We start from the raw sequence: 15,252 nt of genomic DNA, 5'->3' as shown, positions 1-15,252 counted from the left end.
CGATTAAAAATAAGGCATTTCGCTGCTGATTAGTAGAATGCTCGTGGTGCAAAAACCGAATCGAATGAATCACTTACGGCGTCATTCGATTCGAAATCGTAGCGGCACCACCTCTTCCATGGCCCGGAATTTCCGCATCCGGCGCACCGAATATCAGAAAATTTGCAGTTAATTTGCCAGCCAGGGCCAACTGGCACGATTTTTGTTTCTCTCTGTTTGAACCGGTCTTTCCAGCGCAGCCGCGTTTGAAGCCGCCCTTCGACGGAGAAATTCGATGCTCATAACAGGAAGAAACAAGCAAACGGCCCTTCTGGCTACCCTGCCTGCGCTCGTCGCCATGGCCGGGACGGCATTGGCACAGGACGCCGCACCGACACCAACCCTCGATACGGGCGATACGGCGTGGATGCTGACTTCAACCGCGCTTGTGTTGATGATGACTATACCGGGTCTCGCTCTGTTCTATGGCGGCATGGTGCGCAAGAAGAACGTGCTCTCCACGGTGATGCAGAGCTTCGCCATTACTTGTCTCATGTCCATTCTGTGGATGGTTGCAGGCTATTCGCTGGCCTTTACCGATGGTGGATCGCTCAACTCTTATATTGGCGGTCTTTCCAAGGCCTTTTTCTCCGGCGTCACGATGGAATCGCTGACGGGAACGATCCCCGAATATGTGTTCATCACCTTCCAGATGACTTTTGCGGTGATCACGCCCGCACTTATCGCCGGTTCGTTTGCCGAACGCATGAAGTTTTCCTCCATGCTTGTCTTCCTGACCCTCTGGCTGTTCATCGTCTATATCCCGGTCGCGCATTGGGTCTGGGGCGGCGGCTTCATGGCGTCGGATGGCGTGCTTGATTTTGCTGGCGGCACGGTCGTCCATATCAATGCCGGTGTGGCCGGTCTGGTTGCGGCTCTCATCATCGGCAAGCGCGATGGTTACGGCCACACCAATATGGCGCCGCACAATCTCGTGCTGTCGGTCATTGGTGCTGCCCTTCTGTGGGTTGGCTGGTTCGGCTTCAATGCCGGGTCCGCTGTCGGTGCCAATGCACTTGCTGGCGTCGCCATGCTCAATACGCAGGTTGCGACTGCTGGTGCAGCTCTGGCCTGGATGTTTGTGGAATGGGCGATTGCAGGCAAGCCGAGCGTGCTCGGTATCATTTCAGGCGCCGTTGCCGGCCTTGTTGCCGTTACGCCTGCCGCCGGTTTCGTCAACCCCATGGGTGCGCTCATCATCGGCATCGTGGCTGGTGCGGTCTGCTATGTGGCGGCCGTAAAGATCAAGCATGCTCTCGGTTATGACGATTCGCTCGATGCGTTCGGCGTCCATGGTGTCGGCGGCTTCGTCGGTGCGGTGCTGACCGGTCTCTTCGCCGATGCGGCGATCAACCCGGCCAGCGAAGGTGCAACCATCGGCAAGCAGTTCTTCGGTGCTGCCATCACGATTGTCTATACGGCGATCGCCACCGCGATCATTCTTTACGTGGTCAAGGCTGTCATGGGTCTGCGCCCCAGCAAACAGGCCGAGATCGAAGGCCTCGACATCGCTTTGCACGGCGAATCCGTTCAATAGAGCGGGATTGTCTCAAGAGGAAAAAGGCGCGGAAAACTGCGCCTTTTTCATTTTGTCGACAGGATTTATCTGCGGCCTGATGCATGGTTAATGAGGAATTAACCATCTCGCGACTAGGATCGGACCGATTCAATGTGCCCGGAGCATTTCCGCTCAGGGGCCAGCAAATATTTTCGGTTCGGGACAGGCTATATGCGGCAAGGATATTCGCCCTCATACCCGCTGCGTGACGAGCGGATTACGGAAGACAGGCTGAAACTGGCCAATCTCTTCCGCAGGCAGTTCTATATCCTGTTCGGATTGGGGCTTCTGGCGCTCACCGGCATGGCGGTCGGCGCATTGGCGACATGGAATGTTGCCGATCCGAGCTTCAGCCATGCGACCGACAATCCGGTAACGAATGCGCTGGGTTATCCGGGCGCAGTGTTCTCCGATATTGCCATGCAGTTTTTCGGTCTGGCGAGTGTTCCCGCTCTGCTTCCGCTCGCCGTCTGGTCGCTGCTGATGATGACACGCGGCGGCATTGGCCGCGTAGCCAAGCGCAGTTTCGCGTGGCTCGGCGCTGCACTCCTGTTTGCAGCCATCGCCAGCTGCTTCGCCGTGCCGGAAAGCTGGCCGATGCCGATTGGTCTCGGTGGCGTCTTCGGCGACATGATCCTGAAGTTCCCGGGTCTTTTCCTTGGCAGTTTCCCGCAAGGCGCGATCGCTTCAGGCATTGCGCTTATCCTCGCCGTACCGGCCTTCTGGCTCTGCCTTTTCGCCAGCGGTATCATTGGGCGCGGTGTGGGGATCGTCAATCCTGCACAGCCCTCGGGCCGCCGTGGCGCGGAGGAGGATGATTTCGCAGCAGATGACGAGGACGATGAAACATCAGCCGGTGGTGGTTTCCAGCTTATGGGCGCGCTCACCCATCTGGTACTGACCACGACCGCGAACTTCAAGCGCCTGACGGGGCTTGGCCGTCGTCGCCCGCGCGCGGAAGATTTCGACGATATGCGCGTTGTGCGCCGCAACGCCGAAACACGCAATGCGCCGCGCCGCGAACCCGGATTCGGGGCGCCAGCGGCTGCCGATGACGAACCGCCTTTCGATATGGACGATATGGATGATGATGCGCCGCTCGCCGGTCAGGAATGGCACGATGCGCCGCCGCCGCGTAGCCGAAAGGCTCGCGTGGAACAGGCCGCTCCGTCGCCGAAACCCGGTGCCCGCGCCCAGCGCGAGGCGCAGCCGTCCTTCCTCAAGGACAACGGCGTGTTTGAAATGCCATCGCTGCATTTCCTTGCCGAACCGAAGCTCGTCCAGCGCGATCCCGCGCTTTCCAAGGATGCGCTGGAACAGAACGCCCGTCTGTTGGAAGGTGTGCTGGAAGATTTCGGCGTGCGTGGTGAAATCATCAATGTGAAGCCTGGTCCGGTGGTGACACTTTACGAACTGGAGCCCGCACCGGGAATCAAGTCCTCGCGCGTCATCGGTCTTGCCGACGATATCGCCCGCTCGATGAGCGCGATTGCAGCACGCGTGGCCGTCATTCCCGGCCGTAACGCCATTGGCATCGAACTGCCGAACCCGAAGCGCGAGATGGTTTATCTGCGCGAGATGCTGGCAAGTCGCGACTTCGAACAGTCGAAGGCGAAACTCGCGCTTGCGCTCGGCAAGACCATCAATGGCGAGCCGGTGATCGCCGATATCGCGAAGATGCCGCACGTTCTCGTCGCCGGTACGACCGGTTCGGGTAAGTCGGTGGCGATCAACACCATGATCCTGTCCTTGCTTTATCGCATGACACCGCAGGAATGCCGCCTGATCATGATCGATCCGAAGATGCTGGAACTCTCGGTCTATGACGGCATTCCGCATCTGCTGACGCCTGTCGTAACCGATCCCAAGAAAGCCGTGGTCGCGCTCAAATGGACCGTGCGCGAAATGGAAGACCGTTATCGCAAGATGTCGAAGGTCGGCGTGCGCAATATTGACGGCTTTAATCAGCGCGTCGGCCTTGCGCAGAAAAAGGGTGAGCCGATTGCACGTACGGTCCAGACCGGCTTTGACCGCAATACCGGCGAGGCGATTTACGAGACGGAGGAGCTCGATCTGGAGCCGATGCCATATATCGTCGTGATTATCGACGAAATGGCCGACCTGATGATGGTTGCCGGCAAGGATATCGAAGGTGCAGTGCAGCGTCTGGCGCAGATGGCGCGTGCGGCGGGTATTCATGTCATCATGGCCACCCAGCGCCCGTCAGTGGATGTCATCACCGGAACGATCAAGGCCAACTTCCCGACCCGCATTTCATTCCAGGTGACGTCGAAGATCGATAGCCGAACCATTCTGGGCGAGCAGGGCGCCGAGCAGCTTCTCGGTCAGGGTGATATGCTCTTCATGGCTGGCGGTGGCCGCATCCAGCGCGTGCACGGGCCTTTCGTCGGTGACGACGAGGTGGAGCGCATCGTGCAGCATCTGAAGCTTCAGGGCGTGCCGGAATATCTCGATGCCATCACCGAGGATGACGAAGACGACGAAGGTGGCAGCGGTCCGGCTGGAACCGGCAATCTGGAGGATTCCGACGATCCTTACGATCAGGCCGTGGCCGTGGTGCTGCGTGACAAGAAGGCTTCGACTTCCTACATCCAGCGCCGTCTCGGTATTGGTTATAATCGGGCTGCCTCAATCATCGAACGCATGGAAGAGGAGGGCATTGTCGGTCCGGCCAACCATGCGGGCAAGCGTGAAATTTTGGTTCCCACTGGCGACGATGATTTCTGATGGCCATACTCGCGCCCAACTGGCGGTGTAGTTAAACAGAATGATGAAAAGAGAAAGTTTGTCGATGATGTTCTCCCGTTTCTCCGCCTTCGCGAAAGCTGGTCGCCTTGCCGCCGTGCTGGGAATGGGAGCGCTTGGGCTTGGCATGACGTCGCTGGTTCTCGCTCCCGTCGCCGCGATGGCGCAGGGGGCAGGCGGCGGTGCGGCGGCACAGCAGATCGCCGATCATTTTTCATCGGTACGTACAATGACCGGCGAGTTCGTACAGTTCGGCCCGAAGGGCGAACAGACGGGCGGCACTTTCTATATCGAGCGTCCGGGCAAGATTCGCTTCAACTACAATAATTCTCCAATCCGGGTGATTTCGGATGGCGAATCGGTTGTCATCAATAATCGCAAGCTCGATACCTGGGATCTCTATCCGCTTTCGAAGACGCCCTTGAAGCTTCTGCTGGCAGATCGGATTGATCTGGGTGGTGGCCGTCTTCAGAATGTGAAGCAGGAGCCGGACATGACCACGCTGGTCCTGGGCGACAAGTCGATCTTTGGCGATTCGAAAATCACCATGATGTTCGACCCTAAATCCTACGAGCTGAAGCAGTGGACCATCACCGATGCCCAGAAGCTTGATACCACTGTCATGATCTTCAACGTGCGCAGCGGCGTGCGTTTCACCGACGATATGTTCAAGATCGACTATCAGCGCATCGCAATGAAGCGCAAAGGTCAGTAATCGTCAGTTTGTGATAGGCAAGCCGTTTGCATTTGCCGGATAAATGATTAGGTTCGCAGCATCTTTTTCGTTGCTGCGAGTCCTATCTTCATGGCCTTTTCCGTTGCTACTTGGAACATCAATTCCGTTCGTCTGCGTATGCCGCTGGTCGAACAGTTTCTGCGCGATTATCAGCCGGATGTTCTGTGCCTTCAGGAAACGAAGTGCCCCGATAATCTGTTTCCGTCGAAAGGGTTCCGGGCTCTTGGCTATGAGCACATCGCGATCAGCGGTCAGAAGGGCTACCACGGCGTTGCTACGATATCGCGGCGTCCTCTGACGGGCGTGGAAAAGATCGGTTTCTGCGACATGGGCGATTGCCGCCATTTGAGCGCTGTCGTCGAGGCGGGCGGTAAGAAGCTCCGTATTCATAACTTTTACGTTCCTGCGGGCGGTGATGAGCCGGACCCGGTAATCAATCCGAAATTCGCGCATAAGCTGGCTTTTCTGGAAGAAATGCGCGCTATCGTCGCCGACCGGAAAGACGGACATTCTTCCGTTCTCGTTGGTGATCTCAACATTGCTCCGCTCGAAAACGACGTCTGGTCGCACAAGCAGTTGCTCAAGATCGTCAGCCATACGCCGATAGAAACCGAAACGCTGGAAGATTTGCGTGTGAAGGGTGGCTGGAGCGACCTGATGCGACAGCTTATTCCGGCGGACCAGAAAATCTTCACCTGGTGGAGCTATCGCGCCAAGGATTGGGCCGAATCGGATCGTGGCCGCAGGCTGGATCACGTCTGGGGTTCTGCCGATCTTGAAGGGCATATGCAGGGTCTGCAAATCCTTCGCGATGCGCGCGGTTGGGACCGCCCATCGGACCATGTGCCAGTCATTGCGACATTCGATCTGGATTGATCGGATCGTAAGGCCTATATAAGAGCCGGTTTAGAAGAGGAGAGAAGAACGATGGATCGGATTGCACTGTTTCAAATGACCAGTGTTTTCAACGTTTCCATGGTTCGCGATGTCTGCTCTTCTTACACTTCAGGATGTTTCCTGCGTTACGGCTGATGGCCGTACTCTCTTCGAATCCATTAATTTCAGCATAGCCGAGGGCCGCATCGGTCTGGTCGGGCGCAATGGTGTGGGTAAATCGACGCTGTTGCATGTGATGAATGGCGCGCTGCTTCCGACAAGCGGAAATGTGACGGTGAACGGGACCATCGGTGTTTTGCGGCAGAACGTCGGCGGCGATGGTTCCGAGACGCTGGCTGATCTTTTCGATGCGCGCACAGACTTCGACATTTTGGCCCGTGTCGAACAGGGCTTGGCCAGTGACAGCGATCTTAGTGAGGCCGACTGGCTTCTGCCGCAGCGCTTTACCGACGCGCTGCAGCGGCTTGGATTGCCTGATATGGCTTCCGAGATACTCCTGTCGACCTTGAGTGGAGGTCAGCAGACGCGCGCGGCGCTTGCAGCCCTCATATTTCGCCAGCCTGATCTCATTCTCTTGGACGAGCCGACAAATAATCTTGATCGTGCCGGTCGTTTGGCAGTTGTCGATTTGCTGACCGCCTGGCGCGGCGCAGCCGTGGTAGTCAGCCATGACCGCGAACTGTTGCAGTCCATGGATGCGATAGCAGAATTATCTCCGGACGGGCTTCGGCTCTATGGCGGCAACTGGGACTTCTATCACGCAAAAAAGACCGAAGAGCGCGCGACGGCGGTGCGCGATCTCGTAACGGCACGGCGTGAAGTCAAGCAGGTGGAGCGCAAGGCACAGGCTGCAGCCGAAAGACAGGCGCGCAGCGATGCACGCGGTCGCAAATCACGCGCCGATGCAGGGATGAGCAAAATGCTGCTCGATGCCCGGGAGGACCGTGCGCAGCAATCGAAAGGCCGGGGCGATGCACTGGCGGAACGCCAGTCTAGCCGGGCCAACGAGCAGTTGCAGGAGGCGGAAGCAAAAGTCGAGCGAGTAAGGCCGATGCATTTCAATGTGGCTGGTGCGGTTCCGCCTTCCGGTCGCGTCATGCTCGATATGCGAAATGTCTCGGGTGGGCCGCAAGCCGACTACCCGGTGATCCGCGACCTGTCATTGAAGATCGTGGGGGCCGAGCGGGTGGTTGTCACGGGGCCGAACGGGGCTGGCAAGACCAGCCTGTTGCGGCTGATTACGGGGGAGCTTCAACCTTTGGCCGGAACCGTCATGCGCCCGGAGCGCATGGTGATGTTTGACCAGCAGATGAGCCTGATGGATCGCCGCCAGACCCTTTATGAAAATTATCGGCATCTCAATCCGGGGTCGAACGACAATGATGCCCGTGCAGCACTGGCGCGTTTTTCGTTTCGCGGCGAGGGGGCTTCACGGCTTGCCAGCAGTCTCAGTGGAGGCGAATTGTTGCGGGCGGCACTTGCCTGCGTTCTGGGTGGAACAGAGCTTCCCGAACTTTTGATCCTTGATGAACCGACCAATCATCTCGACCTGGATTCCATCGAGGCACTGGAAACCGCTCTCAATGCCTATGAGGGAGCATTGATCATCGTGAGCCACGATCAGGCTTTTCTCAATGCCATCGGAATGGAAAGGGTGATTGAACTCTGAAAAGGGTCAGTCGCCATTCAGGCGCGGTGCGACTTTTTCGATTTCGCCGATCAGTTCCAGCAGATTGCGACTGACATGCGCATGGAGTGCCGCCGCCACTTCGGGATATTCTTCCAGAATGCGGCGGAAGATTGCGCGGCTGATGCGGATAACCTCGGTTTCCGCTTCGGCGACGGCACCGGTAAGACGCGAGGTCTGCGCGATCAACGCCATCTCGCCAATCATGGCGCCAGGGCCGACAGGGCGGATCGCAATCCGCCCTTCGTCTTGTTCATGAAACAGGGTGATATTGCCCGATACGACGATATAGGCGCAGTCGGCACTTTGCCCTTCACGGAAAAGCTCACGCCCGGCCCTGAGAACGAGACGTTCCGCACCGAAGGCAAGCAACCGCAACTGTTCGGGCGTAAAAGACTCGAACAGGCCTACCGTGCCGAGAATGCGAATATCGTCATCAAGCGCCATGGGTCGTCAATACACCTGCATCGGGCGCTGTCCATCATGGGACAAGCTTGTATCCCCCGCTTTCTGTGACCAGAAGCGCCGCATTGGACGGATCTTTTTCGATTTTCTGGCGCAGACGATAGACGTGGGTTTCCAGCGTATGCGTGGTCACACCCGAATTATAACCCCATACTTCTTCAAGAAGCACATCGCGGCCGATAACCTTGTCGCCGGCGCGATAGAGATACTTGATGATCGCCGCTTCCTTTTCGGTGAGGCGAATCTTGCTGCCCTTCTCGTCGATGAGGAGTTTCTGGCCGGGCTTGAACGTATAAGGGCCGACGATGAAGGTCGCGTCCTCGCTCTGCTCGTGCTGACGCAGCTGCGCGCGCACGCGCGCCAGAAGCACCGCGAATTTGAACGGCTTGGTGACGTAATCATTGGCGCCCGATTCGAGGCCGAGAATCGTATCCGATTCCGTATCGTGGCCGGTGAGCATGATGATCGGCGCCTTGAAACCGCCCTTGCGCAGCAATTTTACGGCTTCACGTCCATCCATATCCGGCAGCCCGACATCCATGATCAGGAGGTCTACAATGCCGTTTCGTGCAGTCTGGATGCCCTTGGTGGCATTGTCTTCCTGCAAAATCTGGAATTCTTCGCACAGCTCCAGCTGTTCGACGAGGATAGAACGGAGATCTTCGTCATCGTCCACAATCAGTATCGTACGGCCTGTCATGCCTGTCCTCGTTACTCTTTGATTTAAATGGCTCTTGGTGTTTTATGACATTTAATGGAGACAAGTTGAAGCGGCGAAACGCGAAAGAGATTTTTGCTCTCGCCCACAACGGTTTGAAACATGCATGACACGGAGGCGGGGGCTTGGCCAGATACGAAATTAGCCGAGGAATTGGCATTATCGATGTGCGGGCCAAACCGGGCCACAAGACTCGCGGTTTGCTTGTTGCCGGCAATCTGGTGCTGGAATGCGCTCTTGGCAAGGGGGGAATCAGCGCTTTCAAGCGCGAAGGTGACGGAGCAACGCCTCTGGCGACCATGCGGCTGCTCTATGGATACCGCCGCGGCGACAAGGGTGTGCTGCCGTCATCGCGGTTGCCGCTCGGGCGCATCCGCCGTCTGGATGGCTGGTGCGATGCATCGTCTGACGCCAATTACAACCGCCCGGTAAGGCTGCCTTATGCGGCAAGCCACGAGGATATGTGGCGGCGTGATGATCTTTATGATGTCTGCATTGTCATGGACTGGAATATTGCGCCACGCCGTCGCGGATGCGGCAGTGCAATCTTCTTTCACCTTGCCCGACCCGGCTATACGCCCACAGAAGGCTGCATAGCATTGAGGCGCGCCGACATGGCGCGCCTCCTGCCTCATCTGACGGACCGAACCATGATCCGTGTCCTGAGATAATCGTCTCAGTGTGCGGCGGCAGCAGCGACGACCCTGACTTCATTGCCTTTGGCATCGTAGAGCTTGCCGTTCAGGAAATAATCTCCGTCATGCAGCTCCGAGATGTTGTGATGGCGGATGATGCGTTCCGTACCTTCCGCGAAAACTGACATCTGGTTGCTGTTGCCCAATTTGATTTCATTGAACATCAGGTTGAGCGCAATGGCCATCAACGCTGCCGAGCTGATGCCGGAGTGGAAGATGGTTTCGAACCAGGTTGGAAAGTTATGATAGAACTGGGGTGCGGCGATCGGGATCATACCGAAGCCGATCGAGGTTGCCACGATGATGAGATTGATATTGTTCTCGTAGTCCACTTTGGCGAGTGTGCGGATGCCGCTTGCAGCCACCGTGCCGAACAGGACGATACCCGCTCCACCCAGAACTGCCGGAGGAACGCAGGCGATCACCCGACCCATCACCGGCAGGAGGCCGAGGGTGATAAGGATCAGCCCGCCAGTTGCCACGACATAACGGCTCTTCACGCCTGTCACAGCGACAAGGCCGACATTCTGTGCGAAGGCGCTTTGCGTAAAGGAACCGACAACCGGCGACAGGATGCTTGAAAGCATATCCGCGCGCAGGCCGTTGGCGAGACGTCGCGAATCCACTTTCGTACCGAGGATTTCACCGACCGCCAGAATATCGGCAGAAGTCTCGACGAGCGTGACCATGATCACAATGAACATAGAGAGCGTTGCGGCGAGGCTGAATACCGGCATGCCGAAGTGGAAGATTTCCGGCAGCGCCACCATTGAACCTTCGCTCACCCGCGAAAAATCGGTCATGCCGAGCGCCCAGGCGATAAAGGTTCCGATGACCATCGCGAGCAGGATCGAAAGTCGCGAAATCGTGGCATTGCCCATCTTGCTGAGAATGAGCACGATGACCAGTGTGAGGCCTGCAAGCCCGATATTGGCCATGCTGCCGAATTCGGGGCTGTTGCTGTCTCCGCCCATTGCCCAGCGCGCCGCAACAGGCATCAGCGTCAGGCCGATGGTGGTGATGACGATACCGGTGACGAGCGGCGGAAAGAAACGCGTGATGCGTGAGAATATTGGCGTGATGATAAGGCCGATGACGGCTGCCGCAATGACGGCCCCCAGCACGACCTGCAAGCCGGCTTCACCGGTCTGGCTCGATGTGACGATGGCTACCATGGTGGCGACGCCCGAAAAAGAGACGCCCTGGACCAGAGGCAGCTGGCAGCCGAAAAAAGGTATGCCGACGGTTTGCAGGACGGTGGCAACGCCACCGGCAAAAAGCGATGCGGTGATCAAGAGGCCGATTTCGGTTGGGCTGAGACCAGCCGCCTGACCGATGATCAGCGGAACTGCCACGATGCCCCCATACATGGTCAGCACATGCTGAAAGCCATATGCCAGATTGGCGGCGACAGATAGTTTTTCATCTTCGGGACGCGAAAGCGTATCCGCCCCGGACTGGTGCGTATTCAATGCTACTCCCTCCCAGCAGGCGCGAATATATCGCCAGCCTGCTCTCTCCGTTCTCCCTGCGCTGGATCGTCATGACGGCATGTCTTTCGACACCGAACTGACGAAGAAATGCGCGATGTCTCCTCCAAAGACATGTCGCAGGAGTATAACCGCAGCCGTCCGGATGACTGTGTCTCTTTTGCTTGAAATTGTTTTCGATACGGGAGTGCTAATGTTGAGGGAGTTTTTCAGCTGTCGGTTTTGGTGCGCGCGTCTCTCATCGCATCGCGCAGCACAGCGAAAACGTATGGCTCCAGCGATTGCGCAACGTTGAAGCGCAGGAAACGGCTGGCCGTATGTGACGGACTGAAGACGTTGCCGGGCGCAAGCACGACGCCTTTGTCCAGAGCATGCCGCGCAATCTGGCCGGAGTCCAGCCCAGCGGGCAATTCGGCCCATAGAAACATGCCGCCTTGCGGCTCGGTCCACAGCGTGAGGCCCTCTGCCTTCAGGCGGCTGGCGATGAGCGTCATCGCATCGGCCAGTTTGGCGCGGAGGCTGTCCACGTGGCGGCGATAGGCACCATCGGTCAAAAGCGCATGCACAATCTGTTGCGACAACACATTGCCCCCGAAGCTGGTGGCGAGCTTCAGGTCGGTCAGCCCGTCGATCCAGTCGCGACGTCCGGCGATATAGCCGACGCGGGCTGCGGCGGACAGCGTCTTGGAGAAGCTGCCAACGTGCAGGACGCGGTCGAACCCGTCCAGTTCGGCAAGAAGCGGGGTTGGCGAGGGGTGGAAGTCGCCGAAGATATTGTCTTCGACCAGCGTGACGCCATGCGCTTCGGCGAGCTTCAGCAGCCGGTGGGCCGTGGCTGGCGTCATCGAACCGCCGGTCGGGTTATGCAACCCAGCATTGGATATATAGAGTTTCGGCGCGTGTTCGCTGGCTGCTTTCGCAAAGGCTTCGAGGTCCGGGCCGGTATGGGTATAGGGCACACCGATCAGTTTTACACGGTGCGTCAGGAGCACGGCCTGAAAGTTGAAGTAGCAGGGATCATCGACCAGAACCGTATCGCCCGGTTGCAACAGATAACGGCAGATCAGGTCGATGGCTTGCGTGCCGGAATCGGCCAACAATATTTCTCCGCTCGAAACGTCGATGCCTTGTTCACCGAGTCGGTGAGCAAGGTGCTGGCGCAGGGGGCGGAAACCGAGCGGTTCGCCATAGGTGGCAATATTGCTTCCCTCGTCGCGAGCAACCGCGCGCATCGCCCGGCGGATCGCTTCCTGTGGAAGCCACGTGTCGGGTAGCCATCCGCACCCCGGTTTAAGTGCGGTGTCGTCTGCCTCAAGTGACTGTCGCATGACCCAGAAAGGATCGATCTGGCGTTCCTTGTGCGGTGTGTTGGTGGCCAGCGAAAATGGCTGGCGAGCGCGCTCCGAAACATAGAAACCGGCACCGCGGCGCGACTGAATTATGCCTTCCGCCACCAGCCTGTCATAGGCTTCGACGACAGTGGATTTCGAGACATTCATCGCTTCGGCGAGGCGACGGATGGAAGGTAGTCGTGCACCCGGCGCAAGGCTCATCGCCGTAATGCGTCCGCGAATAATGCCCATCACCTTTTCAACGAGCGGGGTCCTGTCGGCGGTAGCGTTTTCATCGCCACGCTCGATTTCTCCGCTTGCGTAAGCGGCTTCTACAGCTTCGAGGCTGCGCAGAAGGCCCGTCGAAATCATCTGTACTATCCCTTGTACCAGTACAGTTTGCCAGAATTGTCCCGAAACTGTCTCTGATTATTCGGGCAGTTCCGCGGCATTGTCTCACGAATCCTTATACGATTTTAGAGAAAGTCGAAAAGACACTATGCGTGAGAATGTTGGGAATAAGACCGCCGGATGGGTCAACGGGTTTTTGGGCGTATTGATTTTTTCCGGCTCGCTGCCGGCAACGCGGCTGGCGGTGATCGATATCGATCCGACGTTTCTGACAATGGCGCGAGCGTCTATCGCGGGACTGCTTGGCATGGCGCTTCTGCTGGCGTTTCGGGAACCTTTTCCCCGCCGTAACGATGCCATCTCGTTGATTGTTGTGGCGCTTGGCGTGGTCGTCGGTTTCCCGCTTCTGACGGGGCTTGCCCTCCAGCATATGACATCCGCCCATGCGATTGTCTTTATCGGACTTCTGCCGCTCGCCACGGCAATCTTCGCTGTCCTGCGCGGTGGTGAGCATCCGCGCCCGATGTTCTGGCTGTTTTCAGTGGTTGGAAGCCTCATTGTCGCTTCCTATGCCTATGGGCAGGGAAGCCAGTCCACGCTTCTGGGTGACGTGTTGATGCTCGCTGCTGTTATCGTCTGCGGTCTGGGCTATGCCGAAGGCACGCAGCTTTCGCGCAGGCTCGGCGGCTGGCAGGTTATCTGCTGGGCGCTGGTGTTCTCGCTGCCGGTCATGCTGCCGCTGAGTGTTTTGACGCGTCCGGAGACATGGGCAGGCATCGGCACGCCAGCCTGGATAAGCCTCGGCTATGTCTCGCTGTTTTCGATGCTGATCGGCTTCTTCTTCTGGTATCGCGGCCTTGCGCAGGGTGGTGCCGCCACTGTCGGCCAGTTACAGCTTCTCCAGCCTTTCTTTGGCCTTATGCTGGCTGCCGGTATTGCGGGGGAACCCGTCAGCATGGGTATGGTCGCGACGGCAGCGGTGGTCGTCGTGTGTGTGGCGGGTGCGAAGAAATTTGCTTAAATAAACGCCCAGACGGTCGTTCGCTTCACTTCAGCGTCTTCAAGGGCGCGGGTAACAGGCACGGTATAGACGGCAAGTTGCTGCAGCCGGTCTTTCGGTAGATAGGCGCGTCCCGGATCGCCGACGACGATACGGGCGCCACGTTCGGCAAGTTTTGAAAACCAGGGAATAAGCCGCTCGGCGAGTGGCTTTTCATAAAAGACATCGCCTGCCAGGATCACATCCCAACCACCGTCATTGCCGATGAGGTCATCCAGAGAGGGAGCAACCGACACGCCATTGGCCGATGCATTGATCTCGATGGCGGGAAGCGCGAAGGGATCGATGTCCGACGCCAGCACGCTTGATGCCCCTGCCTGCATGGCGGCAATGGCGACAAGGCCGGAACCGGATGCAAAATCGAGTACCGTCTTGTCTTTCACCGTTTCTGGATGATCAAGGATATAGCGTGCCACACCCTGACCACCAGCCCAGGCGAAAGCCCAGAAGGGCGGTGGCAGGCCGATTGTAGCAAGCTCTTCCTCGGTCTTGTGCCAGAGGTCGTGCGCTTCATCGGCCAGATGCAGACGAATTTCCGGCACGTGCGGCGGCGCTTGCAGGCTGGTATTGGCCAGAATGAAATCACGCGCGCTTTTATGTGCCGGATCGAGCATCAGAGCATGTCTCCCTAAAGCGGGAACCGGTTTGGGGATGCAGACATGCTCATGCCAAAGCGCTCTTTGCGTCCAGTCCGCCCATGCGGCAGACTTCGATCCATTCATCTTCCGTCACTGGCTGCACCGAAAGACGCATCGAGGTGACGAGCGCCATCTTCTCTAGCTTCGGATTGGCTTTCACATCTTTCAGCGTTACCGGCTTCGGCATGTCGCGCACAGCTCTGATATCCACGCATTCCCAGCGCGGATCGTCCGTCGTACTGTCATGATGCGCCAGCGCACAGACCTCGACGATGCCGACGACTTCCAGCCCTTCGTTGGAATGATAGAAGAAGCCCTTGTCGCCCAGTTTCATGGCGCGCATGTTGTTGCGCGCCAGATAATTGCGCACACCATCCCATTGCTCGCCTTTTTCGCCACGGGCTTTCTGCATTTCCCATGACCATTTGAACGGTTCGGATTTGAACAGCCAATAAGCCATCAGTCATGAGCCTCAAGCGTTGGCGGGATTGTTGATCGCCCAATTCCACGGACGCACGGTTACGTTCTGAAACAGGCCTGCCAGTGCGTAAGGATCGTTGGCAGCGATCTTTTCTGCTGCGGCCTTGTCGGCAGCTTCGACAACGACCAGACTGCCGTTTGGCTTGCCGTCTTCACCGAGGAAGGGGCCTGCGAACTTCAGCCCGTCACCAAGACCCTTGAGATAGTCGAGATGTGCAGGGCGCGTATCGAGGCGCACTTGCAGATGGTCCGGCTTGTCGTTGCACAGAAGAGCAAAAAGCATTGTCAATTATCCTTTCCGTTCGAGCATGATCTTGTCCGAAAACCGGTTCCCACCTTCG

The 15,252-nt window shown here is 57.8% G+C and carries 14 protein-coding genes; 7 read left to right on the top strand and 7 right to left on the bottom strand.

The window, feature by feature from the left end; translation table 11 throughout:
- Positions 1-274 precede the first annotated feature (274 nt).
- From FG152_RS03320 to FG152_RS03300, 5 genes are all read left to right on the top strand, one after another.
- Entirely contained in the window at positions 275-1,576 is a 1,302-nt protein-coding gene (locus FG152_RS03320) for an ammonium transporter (protein ID WP_010657567.1), read from the top strand.
- Positions 1,577-1,768: 192 nt separating this feature from the next.
- Positions 1,769-4,345, top strand: coding sequence for a DNA translocase FtsK (locus tag FG152_RS03315; RefSeq protein WP_010657566.1), 2,577 nt, complete (start codon positions 1,769-1,771; stop codon positions 4,343-4,345).
- Between the two features lie 64 nt (positions 4,346-4,409).
- Positions 4,410-5,078 (top strand): outer membrane lipoprotein carrier protein LolA, encoded by a 669-nt coding sequence (locus FG152_RS03310; protein WP_029375810.1) that lies wholly within the window; start codon positions 4,410-4,412, stop codon positions 5,076-5,078.
- 90 nt (positions 5,079-5,168) lie between these two features.
- Complete coding sequence (locus tag FG152_RS03305) at positions 5,169-5,975, top strand: exodeoxyribonuclease III (RefSeq protein ID WP_010657564.1); 807 nt, start codon at positions 5,169-5,171, stop codon at positions 5,973-5,975.
- A gap of 109 nt (positions 5,976-6,084) precedes the next feature.
- Positions 6,085-7,665 (top strand): ABC-F family ATP-binding cassette domain-containing protein, encoded by a 1,581-nt coding sequence (locus FG152_RS03300; protein WP_498985270.1) that lies wholly within the window; start codon positions 6,085-6,087, stop codon positions 7,663-7,665.
- A 6-nt stretch (positions 7,666-7,671) separates the two neighbouring features.
- On the opposite strand, the gene FG152_RS03295 is transcribed toward FG152_RS03300, so the two are convergent.
- Both FG152_RS03295 and optR read right to left on the bottom strand, forming a co-directional pair.
- Positions 7,672-8,130, bottom strand: a complete 459-nt coding sequence (locus tag FG152_RS03295; RefSeq protein ID WP_010657562.1) for a cyclic nucleotide-binding domain-containing protein — start codon at positions 8,128-8,130, stop codon at positions 7,672-7,674.
- 34 nt (positions 8,131-8,164) lie between these two features.
- Positions 8,165-8,848, bottom strand: a complete 684-nt coding sequence (gene optR / locus FG152_RS03290; protein WP_006467959.1) for a response regulator OptR — start codon at positions 8,846-8,848, stop codon at positions 8,165-8,167.
- Between the two features lie 143 nt (positions 8,849-8,991).
- Here optR and FG152_RS03285 point away from each other — a divergent pair, with 143 nt between their 5' ends.
- A complete protein-coding gene (locus FG152_RS03285) occupies positions 8,992-9,537 on the top strand; it encodes a L,D-transpeptidase family protein (protein ID WP_029375808.1) in 546 nt (181 codons plus the stop codon).
- Positions 9,538-9,542: 5 nt separating this feature from the next.
- Here the strand turns inward: FG152_RS03285 and FG152_RS03280 are convergent, their stop codons facing one another.
- Both FG152_RS03280 and FG152_RS03275 read right to left on the bottom strand, forming a co-directional pair.
- Positions 9,543-11,033 carry a nucleobase:cation symporter-2 family protein gene (locus FG152_RS03280; protein ID WP_010657560.1) on the bottom strand — a complete coding sequence of 497 codons (1,491 nt, stop codon included), beginning with the start codon at positions 11,031-11,033 and terminating at the stop codon, positions 9,543-9,545.
- A gap of 227 nt (positions 11,034-11,260) precedes the next feature.
- Complete coding sequence (locus FG152_RS03275; protein ID WP_498985266.1) at positions 11,261-12,754, bottom strand: aminotransferase-like domain-containing protein; 1,494 nt, start codon at positions 12,752-12,754, stop codon at positions 11,261-11,263.
- Between the two features lie 127 nt (positions 12,755-12,881).
- Between FG152_RS03275 and FG152_RS03270 the strand changes: the two genes are divergently transcribed.
- Positions 12,882-13,754, top strand: coding sequence for a DMT family transporter (locus tag FG152_RS03270; protein WP_498985265.1), 873 nt, complete (start codon positions 12,882-12,884; stop codon positions 13,752-13,754).
- On the opposite strand, the gene FG152_RS03265 is transcribed toward FG152_RS03270, so the two are convergent.
- Genes FG152_RS03265 through FG152_RS03255 form a run of 3 tightly spaced genes read right to left on the bottom strand, consistent with a single transcriptional unit; the run spans position 13,751 to position 15,194 of the window.
- Positions 13,751-14,407, bottom strand: coding sequence for a class I SAM-dependent methyltransferase (locus FG152_RS03265; protein WP_029929700.1), 657 nt, complete (start codon positions 14,405-14,407; stop codon positions 13,751-13,753). The two genes, FG152_RS03270 and FG152_RS03265, sit on opposite strands and share 4 nt — an antisense overlap.
- Before the next feature lie 49 nt (positions 14,408-14,456).
- Positions 14,457-14,891, bottom strand: a complete 435-nt coding sequence (locus FG152_RS03260; RefSeq protein WP_010657556.1) for an EVE domain-containing protein — start codon at positions 14,889-14,891, stop codon at positions 14,457-14,459.
- A gap of 12 nt (positions 14,892-14,903) precedes the next feature.
- Positions 14,904-15,194, bottom strand: coding sequence for a YciI-like protein (locus tag FG152_RS03255; protein WP_010657555.1), 291 nt, complete (start codon positions 15,192-15,194; stop codon positions 14,904-14,906).
- Positions 15,195-15,252 lie beyond the last annotated feature (58 nt).

The organism is Ochrobactrum sp. XJ1, from assembly GCF_024701725.1.
Classification (GTDB): domain Bacteria; phylum Pseudomonadota; class Alphaproteobacteria; order Rhizobiales; family Rhizobiaceae; genus Brucella; species Brucella anthropi.
The sequence above is the reverse complement of the archived record's forward strand: the minus strand, read 5'-3'. Positions and strand labels throughout refer to the sequence as shown.

What these genes read in the sequence shown, in the direction of transcription:
- FG152_RS03260 (WP_010657556.1), bottom strand. Translation starts at nt 14,891, where the DNA reads ATGGCTTATTGGCTGTTCAAATCCGAACCGTTCAAATGGTCATGGGAA.
- FG152_RS03315 (WP_010657566.1), top strand. Translation starts at nt 1,769, where the DNA reads ATGCGGCAAGGATATTCGCCCTCATACCCGCTGCGTGACGAGCGGATT.
- FG152_RS03265 (WP_029929700.1), bottom strand. Translation starts at nt 14,407, where the DNA reads ATGCTCGATCCGGCACATAAAAGCGCGCGTGATTTCATTCTGGCCAAT.
- FG152_RS03295 (WP_010657562.1), bottom strand. Translation starts at nt 8,130, where the DNA reads ATGGCGCTTGATGACGATATTCGCATTCTCGGCACGGTAGGCCTGTTC.
- FG152_RS03275 (WP_498985266.1), bottom strand. Translation starts at nt 12,754, where the DNA reads ATGATTTCGACGGGCCTTCTGCGCAGCCTCGAAGCTGTAGAAGCCGCT.
- FG152_RS03320 (WP_010657567.1), top strand. Translation starts at nt 275, where the DNA reads ATGCTCATAACAGGAAGAAACAAGCAAACGGCCCTTCTGGCTACCCTG.
- FG152_RS03305 (WP_010657564.1), top strand. Translation starts at nt 5,169, where the DNA reads ATGGCCTTTTCCGTTGCTACTTGGAACATCAATTCCGTTCGTCTGCGT.
- FG152_RS03255 (WP_010657555.1), bottom strand. Translation starts at nt 15,194, where the DNA reads ATGCTTTTTGCTCTTCTGTGCAACGACAAGCCGGACCATCTGCAAGTG.
- optR (WP_006467959.1), bottom strand. Translation starts at nt 8,848, where the DNA reads ATGACAGGCCGTACGATACTGATTGTGGACGATGACGAAGATCTCCGT.
- FG152_RS03270 (WP_498985265.1), top strand. Translation starts at nt 12,882, where the DNA reads ATGCGTGAGAATGTTGGGAATAAGACCGCCGGATGGGTCAACGGGTTT.
- FG152_RS03300 (WP_498985270.1), top strand. Translation starts at nt 6,085, where the DNA reads ATGTCTGCTCTTCTTACACTTCAGGATGTTTCCTGCGTTACGGCTGAT.
- FG152_RS03310 (WP_029375810.1), top strand. Translation starts at nt 4,410, where the DNA reads ATGATGTTCTCCCGTTTCTCCGCCTTCGCGAAAGCTGGTCGCCTTGCC.